Source organism: Microcoleus anatoxicus (assembly GCF_042465725.1).
Lineage (GTDB): Bacteria > Cyanobacteriota > Cyanobacteriia > Cyanobacteriales > Microcoleaceae > Microcoleus > Microcoleus anatoxicus.
In genome coordinates this window covers 4,533,067-4,547,212 of the sequence record NZ_CP120853.1, presented here as the reverse complement: position 1 = coordinate 4,547,212, position 14,146 = coordinate 4,533,067, and the positions used below count along the sequence as shown (strand labels likewise).

The window sequence follows — 14,146 nt, the reverse complement described above, 5'->3', positions numbered from 1 at the left end:
ATTTCCCTTCTTCCTTCTTCCTTCTTCCTTCTTCCTTCTCCTATATGAGTGATGTTACGAGGGATTTGGCGATCGATCGCCCCCCACAGGTCAGCGTGGTAATTCCTGCCTACAATTGCGCTGCTTACATCGGTCAAGCAGTCGATAGTGTTGTCGGCCAAACCTATACTGACTGGGAAATTATTGTAGTTGACGACGGCTCCAAAGATGATACCAGATTAGTTTTAGAGAAATATGGCGATCGTCGAATTCGCTATGTTTATCAACAGAATCAAGGAGTTTCCCTTGCCAGAAATCACGGCATCAAGTTAGCGCGAGGAGAATTTGTCGCTTTTTTAGATGCAGATGACTTCTTTCTTTCCGCAAAATTAGCATCACAAATGGCGGTGTTTGCTGCACAACCAAATTTAGGAATTGTTCACAGTGGCTGGCGCTTAGTTAATAGTATAGGCGAACCACTTCAAGATGTCAAACCATGGCAAAATGTGCCTAAATTAGACTTAGAAATGTGGCTCCGGTGGAAGCCAGTATTGCCCAGCGCGATGATATTTCGCCGCCATTGGTTAGAGCTCGCTGGTGGCTTCGATCCGCGATTTCCACCTGCGGAAGATACAGATTTAGTGCTGCGCTTGGCTTTAATGGGATGCGAAGCAGATTGGCTGCGCCAAATAACTGTTTGCTACCGCCAGCACGAACAAAGTGCCATGTACAAAGGTTTACCCCAGGCTAAATCCCTAGCGGCGGTAATGGACAATTTTTTTGCCCGCCCTGAATTGCCAGATAAAATACGTTTGCTGGAAAAGCAAATTAAGTACAGTACCTTAGTTTGGATTGCTTGGTATTTGCACCGCACTGGTCATCCCGTGGAGATGGTAATGTTTTTGCAGCGTTCTTGGAATTATACTCCTTATTTACCTGTGGAAACATTCATTGATTGGGCGGAATGTTTCACAGAATTTTCGCAAAATTCTGGTAATGAATTGGATGCAGATTTATTAGCTAAGTCTCCTGAGTGGCAAGATTTAATGCAGTGGCTCATAGTCAAGGAAGCAGCGATTCATTAGTTTTGATTGCTGATTGGTTTTGATTGCTGATTAGTGATGCCAAATCCGTGGAAAACTACTCCCTTTTTGGTGGCTCACTAATTTCTCCATTCTCCCACTCTCCCTCTAGATGGATACGGGGAACTGTCGGCAGGACAACTTTAACTGTTGTGGTTTCACCAGGTATACTTGTGATGGTTAGTCCTCCTCCATGCAGCTCTGCTAGAGATTTAGCGATCGCCAGTCCTAATCCACAGCCTTGTTGTTCGTATAGTTTGCGCTCAAATTGCGTATAGGCTCCCAGGGAGGAAATCTGAGCCAGGGTCATACCCCTTCCGCGATCGGTGATGCGCAAAGTAAACATCCCATCGCTAGTAGTGCCGATCGCCTCAATAGGAGTCCCTGGTGGAGAAAATTTTAGGGAATTATCGATCAATTCTTCCACCAGTTTTGCGAAATGACTTTCTGACATCACAATGGTGGCATCTTCTATTTCCAAATGCAAATCATTTTCGCGATCGACTTTTTTTGATTGTTCGACCCCTTGATAATTAATCACTGTTTTAGCCGAGAAAGTTTGGTGGCTGCGCATCAATTTTAGTCGGTCTGGATCTAGTGCTACCAAATTCATTTCTGCATATAACAGATAATTTTGAATCAGTCTATACAAGCGTTGACCAGAAGTTTTGATGTAGCCCACCATCTCTCTAATTTCGGAGGGTTCCAGCAAATTACGTTTATCCAAAATCAAATCAGCCGAAACCAAAATTCCATTTAGAGGCGTTCGGAGTTCGTGAGGAAGGGACTGGTTAATGCTGCTACGCAAATGATTTAATTTTGCTTGCAATCGTTGCTCTGTAGCCATCTTTTTTTGTAATCTAGTAGAAATAGTGGCTAACAGTTCTTCTCTGGTAAATGGTTTAGTGAGATAATCATCTGCTCCCAATTCCATGCCTTGACGTAAATCATGTTTGCTAGATTTTGCCGTGAGGAAAATGAAAGGAATTGTCTCAGTTGCAGGATTTTTCCGCAACTTAGCAATCACACCATAACCGTCTAGCTCTGGCATCATCACATCGCAAATAATTAAATCGGGTATAATTTGTTGTGCTAATTCTACCCCAATGCGACCATTTTCTGCCCCTGTAGTATCAAAATCCTCCGCATTTAGTATTTCTATCAGGATTTCTCGAATATTGTTTTCATCTTCTATCACCAAAATTTTTGTCATAGGTTTAAATTTATTTATTTAAGGGAATTTGAACTGTAAATGAAGTACCTACTCCTATTTCACTTGTGACGGCGATATCGCCTCCGTGTAAATCTACCGCTTTTTTCACAATTGCTAGTCCTAAGCCAGTTCCAGATATTTTACCCACATTTTTAGCTCGATGAAACAGATCGAACAGTTGTTCCAAATCTTCTGTGGGAATACCAATTCCTCGATCTTTGACCTCAAATCTTGCTTGTTTACCCTCAAAAGCGAGGTCGAATTCTATAATACCGCCATTGGGCGAATACTTGACAGCATTCGAGAGCAAATTGCTGAGGATGTGTCGCAGTAGTTTTTCATCCATACAAGCAGGAGTAGATTCACCTAATGCTTGAAAGGAAATTGTATACTGGCTGCCAGCACTCAGTTCCAACTCTTCCACTAAGCTACTGCAAAAATTTTTCAAATCTAATGGTAAGGGATTAAAATCTAGTTTTCCCGCTTCTGCTTGACCGATTAATAGCACCTCATCCAATAGGTGAACTAAGTGCTGAACGCTATTTTGAATGCGGTGGAGATAGCTAAGTTGTTTTTCGTGACTCCATTTATTACCGTAATGTTCTAACAACTCTGCCGAGCCGAGAATTGCCGTCAGCGGAGTGCGGAATTCGTGGGAAGTCATGGTGATAAAACGAGATTTTAGCTCATTGAGTTCCTTTTCTTTTTCCAGAGAGCGACGAATTTCTGTTTCGGCTTTACACCTAGCCAGAGCAATCTCAATCGTGGTGTGTAAATCTTTTTCTTCAAAGGGCTTGATGATATAACCAAAAGGCTGTGTCTCCTTGGCTCGCTCCAAAGTAATCGGATCTGTATTGGCTGTTAAATAGACGATCGGCAAATTGAACCTTTTTCTAATTTGTTCGGCAGCCTGTACTCCATCTATGGAGCCTTTTAACATAATATCCATCAAAATTAGATTGGGCTGAAGCTGTTCGGCTTTTTCGATGGCTTTTTCTCCAGTAGCGATTACTGGTGGTACAGAATAACCCAACTTTTTTAAGCTGTTTCTAATGTCCATACCAATAATAGTTTCATCTTCGACTACCATAATCGTCGTTTGGTCCATTGTATTTTTATCCTGAGATTATCCGCTGAGTGATTTTTAGATGATTTTAGTTATTTGTTATATAATTTTATTTTAACCTCAAATTCATTACTTTTGACATTAACATACAACCCTTATTTTTTTAGATTTCTTTATGGTTCTTAGCTAAAATCCGGGGAAAGCTACCCCCTTTTCGGTGGCGAGTTAATTTCTACCTCTGCCCCTCTCCCCCTCTCAATAAATAGGAGTTTTTCACCAAGATTTGGTATCACCCCTGATTGTCGGTTTAAATAAAATTTTAAAACAAGTCCCGCCATTGCTCCCATAGTTGAGGGTTCCTTCTAATTGTTCAGTTAAATTAACAACTAACTGCAAACCTAGGGATTCCGATTCTTCTAAATTAAAATCGGGAGGCAGTCCCTTACCGTTGTCTTTGATGGACAGCAATAGATAGTCGCGGTCTTTTTTGATAAAATGAATAGATATCTCTCCACATTTTTGATTGTTAAAAGCATACTTGAGGGCATTAGAAACTATTTCATTGATGATTAATCCACAAGGAACTGCCGTATCGACATCTAGCAAAATTTTATCAACTTTTAAGCACAAGTCAATTTTTTGTGTAGAAATGTTGTAAGAACGAAATAAATTATCTACTAAGTTGCGAATATAGTCAGCAGCATCAATTTTTGCTAAATTAGAGGTTTGATAGAGTTTTTCGTGAATCAGCGCCATGGAACGGACACGATTGTAACTTTCTGTAAACAGGCTTTGCACGTTTTCATCGTCGATATATCCGGCTTGGAGTTTCAGCAGGCTGGAAATCACTTGCAAGTTGTTTTTAACTCGGTGGTGAATTTCTTTCAGGAGCACTTCTTTCTCTTTCAGGGAGGCCCTGAGTTGGAAATCTGACCGTTTGCGATCGGTAATATCTCGATCCATGCCACGATAACCCCGAAAGGTGCCATCGGCATTGAAGATGGGAACACCACTGCTTTCGAGTACAACTAAATGACCGTCTTTGTGAATATTGGTATTTTCCACACAATTAAAGGGTTCTTGCGCTGCTGCAATGGCATAAAAAAAGTTAGCAACCCGTGCTAATTCTTCGGGTGGCATCAAGTCAAAGGGAGTTTTGCCTAGCAGTTCTTCAGGTTCATAACCTAAGAGTTCGCGTACTTTGGGACTGGCATAAGTATAGAAGTCGTTGGCATCTACTTCCCAAACCCAATCGCTGCTAGTTTCGACTAAATTGCGGAACCATTCTTCACTTTCTTTGAGGGCTGACTCAGCTTGCTTGGCGAGAGTGATATCTGTATGGGAACCGGTCATCCGCACGGGGTTTCCTGCTTCATCCCAAATCGCCTGACCTCTGGCCAAAATCCATTTGTATGTACCATCTTTGCAGAGAATGCGGTGTTCTACGATATAAAAGGGTGTTTGCTGAGTAAAATGCTCTTTAACTGTTTGCATAGTGCGGGGAACATCCTCTGGATGTATTCGTTTTTCCCATTCGCTAAAATGATTGGCAATTTCGTGGTCTTCATAACCTATCATTTGTTTCCAACGAGGCGAGAAAAAGGTTTGATTGGTTTTGACATTCCAATCCCAAATACCGTCATTGTTGCCGCGCACTGCTAACTGCCAGCGTTCTTGACTTTCTAGTAATGCTGCTTCGACTTGTTTGCGCTGGCTGATATCTTCCACACTGCCTTCATAATAAAGCGGTTGACCCTCGGAGTCGCGGACGATGCGAGCATTTTCCGAAATCCAGATTTTCGTGCCGTCTTGACGATAAATTTGCGACTCAAACCGGAACAAAGCATCGTGCTGCTGCATCAAGCTAGCAAATTCATCTCGACGGTTTGGATCGACATAAACTTGTGTTTTAATATTAGTAATATTTTGGATAATATCGGCTGCTGATTCATAGCCATAGATGGCGATTAGGGCTGGATTAACATTGATGAATTGACCGTCGAAGGTGGTTTGAAAAATGCCTTCCACAGCGTTTTCAAAGATGTTGCGATATTTGGCTTCTGCTTCTCGCAGGGCATTTTCTGCTTGTCGTCGGACGGTGGTATTGCGAAATACTAATACTGCTCCGTAAAGTGAGCCGGTATTGCGGAAAATGGGGGTGCAGTTTTGGTCGATCGGTATTTCTTGACCAGATCGGGGTCGCAAAAGAGTGCGATCGCTTAATTCAAAGGCTACTTTTGTTTGCAGTACCTGTTGGACAGGACTTTGGACTTCTTGTCGCGATCGCTCGTCAATCATGCAAAATACTTGGTCAATTTGTCGTCCTAAAGCTTCCTGTGCCGACCATCCCGTCAGCACTTCTGCCCAAGGATTGATGAAGGTAATATTAGCTAGTTTGTCAGTAGCAATCACAGCATCACCGATACTAGCAAGGGTGACTTCTAACAACTCGCGTTGGCGCTGCAAGGATGCCTCGGCTTGCTTTCTCTGAGTAATGTCACTGCCGATAAACAAAAATCCGGTAATATTAGCTTCTAAGTCGCGCAAAGCTGTCACGGACAGCAGCACAGGAAAATAGGAACGGTTGTCATTTTCTAAGAAATTAGTAATATCTGAGGGTATGCTAATTTGGGGTGTATCTGTAATATTTTTGGTGATGTAAGTCCATTCACTTTCCTCAATTTTTCCCAGGAGCGAGCGCGTGACAAAAACTTCAAAGCCAGGCTCAATCATCACTCCCAATTCTTGGGACAAATCTTCAGCGTGCTTGGATATTTCCTTAAAGTTGTGGAAGAGCAGAGGGGTGGTTTTTCCAATTACTTCAGAAGCATTATATCGCAACAATCGTTCGGCAGTTGGATTGAAAGTAAGAATAGTGCCGTTGACATCTGTAGAAATGATTGTGTAGTTGGCGCTGTCCAAAATTGCCCGCTGCAAGCGAGTGGTTTCTTTTAGTCTTTCTTCTACCCGCTGACGCTGAGAAATTTCTTTTCCTAGTCTCTGATTCACCCTCTCAAATGTCTGTGCCCGCCGTCGCGAAAGTTGAGTTAGATAGACTGTCCATGCTACCAGCCCAGCCATCAAAAATCCGCCAAATAATATGACTATTGGAAGAGGAGATTGTTTTTGAATTAGGGAGTTTTGAAGCGGAAAAACCTGGATTTGCCATGCTATGTTATACAGTTGTATCCTGTTTGTTTTTGACCAGCTATTCGCTGCTAAATTTCGATCGGATATAGAGCTATAAATTGTTTCACTTCTATCATAAATTGACAGCGCGTAAGTAACTTCCGAACTTAATTTTAATGAGTTAAATAAAATATTAAATAATTCCTTAAATCTAAAAACACCAACAATAAAACCTGCAAATTTGTCTTCCCTGACAATCGGAACGTATACCAAAAATCCCTTGCCCCCCTGCTTGAGATTAATGCTATGGCTGACTATTACTTTCCGTTCTTTAGTGGCAATTGCTTGTGCTATCTGCTGCTTGAGTTCCAAGTTGAAGTTTTGCTCGGTTCGATCGCCTACAACTGGTAGACTCCAGGATACATTGAAGGAGGGGTCTACCCATTGTATGGCTTGGCAACTTTTGCAGCTCTCCAGATAAAAGGCTGCTTGAGCTTCCCATATTTCTTTGGATGGCTTTCCTGATTTTTCCCACTGCTTAGCCATGTTAACTAGCCCGGATATTTGCTCTTGTACCTCGTGGGCGATCAGGATTTTGGTATTGGTTACTTCTAAGTTAATTGCTTTTTCAATAGAGTGGCGATCGTTTGTCAGTAGAGTGTGCGACAGAACGACAGTAATCGCACAAATACTCACCGCCACTATCATGGGTAGCGATCGCACAGTAAATACCCGCTGAGTTGTTTGGTGAATCCTAGCAAATAGTTTGATTAATTTTTTTTGCCACAGCGACGAATCTAAACTGGGATTTTTTTGATTGGCACGATAGATCATAGGATTAGGTTCAGCTATTTTTGAGAACGATATTGACGATTACATTTAATTTAAAAGGTGATTATTTAAAATTTAGATTTTTTCAATTTCGGGCCTTGGGCAAATCGAAAGTAATCTGAAAACAAGTCCCACATTCAGTAGATATTTCTAATTTCCCCCCCAGTTGTTCAGACAAATTATAAACCAGTTGTAGACCCAAAGATTCGTTTTGTTCAATGTCAAAATCCGGTGGTAATCCTACTCCATCGTCCCTCACCATTAGGAGGAATTCAGGGGAGTGATGATAGACAAATTTAATGTGAATATAGCCATTTGTTTTACCCAGAAAAGCATATTTTAAACAATTAGATACAAGTTCATTGACGATGAGACCACAAGGAATAGCCGTATCAATATCTAATTCTATTCGATCGATTTCTACGTGCAATTGAATTTTGGTATCGGTTACTGCATAAGACTGGAATAAATTAGCGGTTAAATTGCGGATGTACTCCGCAGCATCAATCTTTGCCAAACTTTGAGATTGATAGAGCTTTTCGTGAATCAGTGCCATCGATCGGACCCGGTTGTAGCTGTCAATAAACATAGTTAATGCTTCTCGGTCTTTGATATATCCCGATTGCAATTTCAGGAGACTAGAAATTATCTGCAAGTTGTTTTTGACTCGATGATGAATTTCTTTAAGCAAGACTTCTTTATCTTTGAGTGATGCTAGGAGTTTGCTTTCTGCCTGTTTGCGATCGGTAATATCAATTCCCACGGAAACCGCCGCTGATCCTTGCTGATATTTCTGGGCGACTACCAAGTAATTTTTGGTAGAATCGTGAATTTTTAAATCAATAATTTGACTTGTGGCAGTCCCTGGTGAAATCATAAATTTACCCATTAATTCAGCAAAGTTAGCACTATTTTTCAGAAAGCCAATATCTTGACCAACAAAAGCCTCTGGGGATAGGTTAAAAGTGCCAGCAAGGTGTTGGTTAACCCCAAGGTATCGTAGATCGGAACCAATCCAAGAAACCGATCCAGGTACGGCATCTAATACAGCTTGCAATTGATCTTTAGCTTGTTGCAAGGCTGTTTCAGCTTGCTTGAGGGCTGTGATATCGCGCATCAAAGTGGAATAAAACTCTACTATTCCGGTGGGTGACTTGTGGGCGATGATCATTTGGGAAACGGGCATTTCCGTCCCATCCTTTCTTAATAAAGCTGTTTCACCAACCCAAACTCCGTTGTGGGTGGCAGAGGGGAGGCCTTGATTTTGGATAATTTCCAGTGCCCATTGGGGGTGATATTGGGGAATATCAGACTGCAAGAGTTCCTGATTTGTGGGAATTCCCATGAGTTGTTTCATCTGGTTGTTGTTCCAGAGTATGTTGCCTTTAATATCGGACATACCTACAAAGTCGGTGCTGGCTTCTAGAATTGCTACCAAGCGCGATCGCTCTGACTCTGCTTGTTTGCGATCGCTAATATCTGCCAAATAACCAACTATTTCCCGTGGATTACCCTCCCCATCTCGTACTAGCTTGGTTTGATTGTATAGCCAGCGGTAAGTACCATCTTGGTGGAGAAAGCGGTATTCCTGAATGTTTGAACCTTGCTCAATTAGTGATTGTAGATTTGCCATGACGCGGGAGGCATCTTCTGGGTGAATTTGACGGTTCCAGAAACTAGAATCTGCTAGGAATTGCCACGCTTCATAGCCCACAAGTGAGGTGATATTTTCGCTAATAAAGGTAGGGCAGTAATCTCCCACATATTTGGTACTGTAAATGACCGCTGGACTACAGGAAAGTAAATATTTTAATCTGTCTTGTGTAGCCCAAAGTGCTTTTTCGGCAAGTTTGCGATCGGTGATATCTGTTTGAATACCTATGTAATGAGTAAGATTTTGCTGGGCATCGTAAATGGGAGAAATGCTTAACTCATTCCAGAACATAGTACCATCTTTGCGATAATTCCGTAAAATAACTACACAATTTTTATTTTCTTTGATAGCGGTACTGAGTTGATCTAACCCCGGTTGGTTGGTTTCTGTTCCTTGCAGAAAACGGCAGTTGCGTCCGATCGCTTCGGCCGCAGAATAACCAGTTATGCGCTCAAAAGCGGGGTTTACGTAGATTAATGGATTATCAGGGAGCCTCGCATCGGAGATAATAATACCATTGCTACTAGCAGTAATCGCCCGGTCTCTAATTCTTGAGGTTTCTTCAGCAACTTTGCGTTGGCTAATATCGCGACAAACACAAATAATTCCTCCTTCTTCAATTAATGTCAGAGAAATTTCCTGGGCAATTTTTGTACCATCCCGTTTGTTAGCAGTTGCTTCTCCTTGCCATTTTCCTGTTTGCGAAAATAGGGGAAATATTTCACGATCGAATCGTTCAATTTCTTCTTGAGAGTAGAGTTCGCGCCAAGTTTTACCTAGCAGGCTACTGCTGCTGTCGTATCCAAATATTTGGTTGTGGGAAGCGTTCAAGTAGATGTATTGGCCTTGGGCATTCAGAATTGCAATCCCATCTGTTGCGGCTTCTACAGCAGCTAATTGTCGTCGCAGGGTTTCTTCGGCAATTTGGCGATCGGTAATATCTGTAGAAATACCGCAAACGGCATAGGTAACTCCCTGGGCATCTTTGAGCGGAAATTTGATGGTAATATAAGTGTGGATTCCATCCTTCAAAGGTATAGTTTCTTCGCTTTTTATGGGTTGTCCGCTTTCAACTACTAAGCGATTTTTGGAAGCAAAATAATCGGCTATTTTTTCTGGGAATTGAGTGTAAATGCTTTGACCAATCAGTTGTTCTGTGGTAACTCCAAACAAATTTTCAAATTTGTGATTAACCAAGATATATCTGTTTTGAATGTCTAATAAATAAATCACGGCTGGGGAGTTATCAAGAATGGCTTGCAGTTGCTCTTGACTGGCTCTCAAGGCTGCCTCAAATTGCTGGCGATCCCTAATTTCTTGGTGTAATTGCTGGTTGGCTATCCTTAACTGAGCTGTACGTTCCTCGACTTTGTTTTCCAGCTCTTCATTGAGTAGTTCCCAGGCTTTTTCAGCAGCTTTGCGAGCAGTAATATCGCGAGCAAAGCCATAGCTGATACCTTCTTCTGGGAAAGGAATGCTATTCCAACAGAGCCATTTGTAAGTACCATTGAAACAACGATAGCGAATTTCCAAATCCCGCACTGCATGACCAGTATTTTTTTCTTTTTCCCATACATGGTGGACTGTTTGTAAGTCATCTGGATGAATAAATTCAATAAAGTTTTGACCTTCTAATTCGTTTTTGGTATAACCAAGGATTTCTGTGCAAGCTGGGTTGACTAGCTTAAAACAACCGTTGAATTCGGCGATCGCCATTAGATCCATCGAATTATTGAAAAAGCGATCGCGATCGTTCTGCGCCTGCTTTAATTCAGTAATATCGCGACCTTCAGCAATCAGCATTACCACTTCTCCCGCCTCGTCTTTCATTGGCTTGATGGAGAAGTCAACAGTGGCTATGGTATTACCAACACCCAAAACATCAGCTTCATAACGGATAAAGTTACCAGATGCAGCGTAGGCGATCGCACTTTTTAAACGTTCTTGAGTCGCGGTGGAAATTGTCCACCAGCGAGTTTCCCACAAGGGAAGCCCAACCACATCAGCTAACTGCAAGCCACCGAAATCTAGTACCGTCTGGTTTGGTTCCACCAGAGTACCATCTAATTGCAACAAGCCAGTAAATTGAAATGTATTATTGAAGATAGCACTCAATTTGATCTGGCTCTCCCGTAGGGATTCTTCTGCTTGTTTGCGTTCTGTAATATCAATCCCGACGCACACCACTGCCGTTTCTTGTTGATATTTGTGAGCCGCGAGTAAGTAATGTCGCGATCTACCATTAATTTGTGATTCAATAACTTGGGAAGCCTCCACATCAGAACTCGCAATAAACTGAATCATAAATTCTGCAAACAGGGGGCTATTTTGCATAAAACCGAGTTCTTTGCCAATAAAATCCTTGGGAATCAAGTTAAAGCTGTCAGCCAGATGTCGGTTGACACCAAGGTATTTCCCATCAGCATCAATCCAAGAAATAAATCCAGGTACGGCATCCAATACCGCTTGTAATTGCTCTTTGGCTTGTTGCAGGGACTCTTCAGCAACTTTACGCTCGGTGATATCAACACAGGAGCCAATGTAACCTGCAAAATCGCCACTGGGCGTAAACCGAGGCACGCCTCTATCTAAAATCCAACGAAACTCTCCATCAGCATTCCTGAGACGGTATTCCATCAGGAATTTTTGACTGGTGTTAAAAGAGGATAGATAGATATCTAAACACTGGTGCAAATCATCGGGATGGACTGCGGCTGTCCAACCGTTATCTAGTTGTTCTTCTAAAGTTTTACCTGTAAAATCTAACCAGCTTTGGTTAAAAAAATTCCGCACACTATCAGTACCTGACATCCAGATAAATACTGGGGCTGTATCTGCCATTAAGCGGAAGAGTTGTTCGCTCTCCCGTAGGGCTTGTTCGGCTAATTTGCGATCGGTAATATCCGTAGCGACACCAAGGATTTGACAACTGGTACCATCGGCAGATAACAGAGGTTTTTTGACTATTTGAAAGTACCGAATTTCTCCCGTAGGCGTGGTAACGGTTTCTTCTAAAAAAAATTTGGGCTCTAAGGTGCTGGTAATTTCTCGAACATCAGCCAAAAACCTCTCTACTTGTGCAGGGTCATCAATAAATTCGGCATCTTTTTTGCCAGTCAAATTTTCTACTGTTGTCCCTAAGAGTTCGGCAAGAGATTGATTGACTAAAACGTATGTTCCATTACAATCTTTAACAAAAATGGCGTGGGGACTGGTGTCGATGACATTCCGCAGAAATTCTTTTTGTGTTTGCAGGGCTGCTTCGGCGCGCTCTCGTTCGGCAAGTTCAGTTTGTAGTTGTTGATAAAGTTTGGCTTGATGAATGGCGATCGCACAATGAGTAGAAATCGTCTTGACAAATTCTAATTCGGAATCGGTCCATTCCCGTTCGCGATCGCACTGGTGCAGGCAAATCGCACCCAGGAACTGTTGTTGATATACCAGCGGTGTAATCAACATAGCACGAACACTCAACTGATGGGCAACTGCTTGCAACTCTGGGGTTAAAGAGTCGTCAATTTTGCTAAATAGAACTTGATGGCCGTGAATTAATTGCTGTTTGTAGCGGTTCAATATCGGACAGTGCATTCCCAGTAATTGTTCTGCTTCTGGGGTAGCTTCACTACAGTAGGTAATGGAAGTTTCTCGGTGGCTGTTTTCTTCCAAAATTACGCAGCGACTGACATTCAGGGATTCATGCAACTGATCTACCGTCGTCTGCAAGATTTGATCCACAACCATCGTATCTCGCATCACCTGAACAATTTGGTTAATGAGTGCAGCCTGTTTTGCTTGTTGTTCAACCTTTGTCAGTGCTGCTTGGAGTTCAGCAGTACGCTGCTCTACCTGGGTTTCTAGTTCTGCATTACGACTGCGTAGCAATTCAGTATTTTCGATTTGTAGTTGACGAATAGATTGCTGTGCGCGTTTGAGTCCTTTATAAATTTGGGCTGGTTCCAACAAACCCAATAAGTCTACCTGGGCGACGATTCCTAACAGAGAATTATGGACATTTTCCCGAAACTGAGATACTAATAGGGGCTGCATTTGCTCTTGCTGCATTTGCTGACAAGCACGCCACAGGGAATCTTCTGGGTTGAGGTGAGTTCCCAGCCTTCTCATAATAGCTGAAGCATGGGTTTGTGCTAAATCTATGCCGAGAGCTTGTGCTTGTAAAATCTTATGTTCTGTGACGATACCTGCGGGAATGATGCGGGAAATTTCTGCTACTTCGTACTCTACTCCCTCTCTCAGATTGTCGGTAATTAGCGCCCAACTGGCGAGATTTTGTACCATCAACTGAGCAATTTTGAGTACCGATGTATGTCTGGGTACGCTCAGGATTTGAGTTTTCATAACTTCTGCGACAGTGCCTAATTTGAGGAGATTAGCGCTTTGCAGAGTTTCCAAGATACTTTCGGGAGTAACTATCCCCAAGAGTCGATCGCGATCGTCTACAATCGGCAGATAGGAAATTTGATGTTGGCGAAATATCAATAATGGCGTAAAAATATCTTGAGCTTCCGACAGCTTGAAAACCACTTGAGGCTGTCTCATCACATCAGCGATTTTGAGCCGGCTTAAGCAAGTTATACCCGATGCCGCCAGACACATAGCATCTCTGGCAGTAAAAATTCCTGCCAGAGATGTTGTGCGATGATTGGAGGACTCCTCCACTACCAAAACGCAACCATTGTGTAAAAGTGACATCCTCTGGTTACTTTCTAGTTCATCGCCACTCTCAATAACCGTTGCTTGTGGGAACCAGAAACTATCCTCGCCATCTACTTGCCCCATCAAGCGTAGAACATCGAGGAGTGATGTTTGAGGTGCTACAGTTATGGGGTGACGATCGATAGCTCGCTCTAGAGTTGGCAAGTCTTTAAGCTGCATGACGGATCATATTATTAGTAAGTCTCCAAAAATAACTTTCGGGAAAAGCGGTTTTACCATGATATTTTCAGAGCGATCGCTATTTTATATTTATACTTTACAATCTCAATTATTTCATCAGTATATTTACTAGAAAGCTGACTGGCCAAGGACGATAATCATCTCACTTGATAGTTCAACTTGGTAGTCTAGATCTGCTTATTTGAACTGTTTGCTTAATAGGTAATTGGTAATGGGTAATGGGTAATGGGGCACTTGTGCGCTCGCGTAGTCGAAGTATGGGGCACTTGTGCTGCCCT

General features: G+C 42.3%; 5 protein-coding genes. 1 reads left to right on the top strand and 4 read right to left on the bottom strand.

Translation table 11 applies throughout. From position 1 onward, the window contains the following. Positions 1 to 44: 44 nt before the first annotated feature. The gene (locus tag P2A85_RS19825) at positions 45 to 1,064 is read left to right on the top strand and encodes a glycosyltransferase family 2 protein (RefSeq protein ID WP_377474970.1); all 1,020 of its coding nucleotides are present in this window, start codon (positions 45 to 47) and stop codon (positions 1,062 to 1,064) included. A gap of 55 nt (positions 1,065 to 1,119) precedes the next feature. On the opposite strand, the gene P2A85_RS19820 is transcribed toward P2A85_RS19825, so the two are convergent. The 4 genes from P2A85_RS19820 to P2A85_RS19805 all read right to left on the bottom strand — a co-directional run bounded on the left by P2A85_RS19820 (position 1,120) and on the right by P2A85_RS19805 (position 13,847). Further along, the gene (locus P2A85_RS19820; RefSeq protein ID WP_377474968.1) at positions 1,120 to 2,274 is read right to left on the bottom strand and encodes a response regulator; all 1,155 of its coding nucleotides are present in this window, start codon (positions 2,272 to 2,274) and stop codon (positions 1,120 to 1,122) included. A gap of 10 nt (positions 2,275 to 2,284) precedes the next feature. Continuing rightward, positions 2,285 to 3,382 (bottom strand): ATP-binding protein, encoded by a 1,098-nt coding sequence (locus P2A85_RS19815; protein WP_377474966.1) that lies wholly within the window; start codon positions 3,380 to 3,382, stop codon positions 2,285 to 2,287. Between the two features lie 231 nt (positions 3,383 to 3,613). Beyond that, positions 3,614 to 7,303, bottom strand: a complete 3,690-nt coding sequence (locus P2A85_RS19810) for a PAS domain S-box protein (protein ID WP_377474964.1) — start codon at positions 7,301 to 7,303, stop codon at positions 3,614 to 3,616. Positions 7,304 to 7,385: 82 nt separating this feature from the next. After that, positions 7,386 to 13,847 (bottom strand): PAS domain S-box protein, encoded by a 6,462-nt coding sequence (locus tag P2A85_RS19805; RefSeq protein WP_377474962.1) that lies wholly within the window; start codon positions 13,845 to 13,847, stop codon positions 7,386 to 7,388. Positions 13,848 to 14,146 lie beyond the last annotated feature (299 nt).

Bases quoted from the DNA above. Each gene is read 5' to 3' on its own strand.
- P2A85_RS19825 (WP_377474970.1), top strand. From the start codon at position 45: ATGAGTGATGTTACGAGGGATTTGGCGATCGATCGCCCCCCACAGGTC.
- P2A85_RS19820 (WP_377474968.1), bottom strand. From the start codon at position 2,274: ATGACAAAAATTTTGGTGATAGAAGATGAAAACAATATTCGAGAAATC.
- P2A85_RS19815 (WP_377474966.1), bottom strand. From the start codon at position 3,382: ATGGACCAAACGACGATTATGGTAGTCGAAGATGAAACTATTATTGGT.
- P2A85_RS19810 (WP_377474964.1), bottom strand. From the start codon at position 7,303: ATGATCTATCGTGCCAATCAAAAAAATCCCAGTTTAGATTCGTCGCTG.
- P2A85_RS19805 (WP_377474962.1), bottom strand. From the start codon at position 13,847: ATGCAGCTTAAAGACTTGCCAACTCTAGAGCGAGCTATCGATCGTCAC.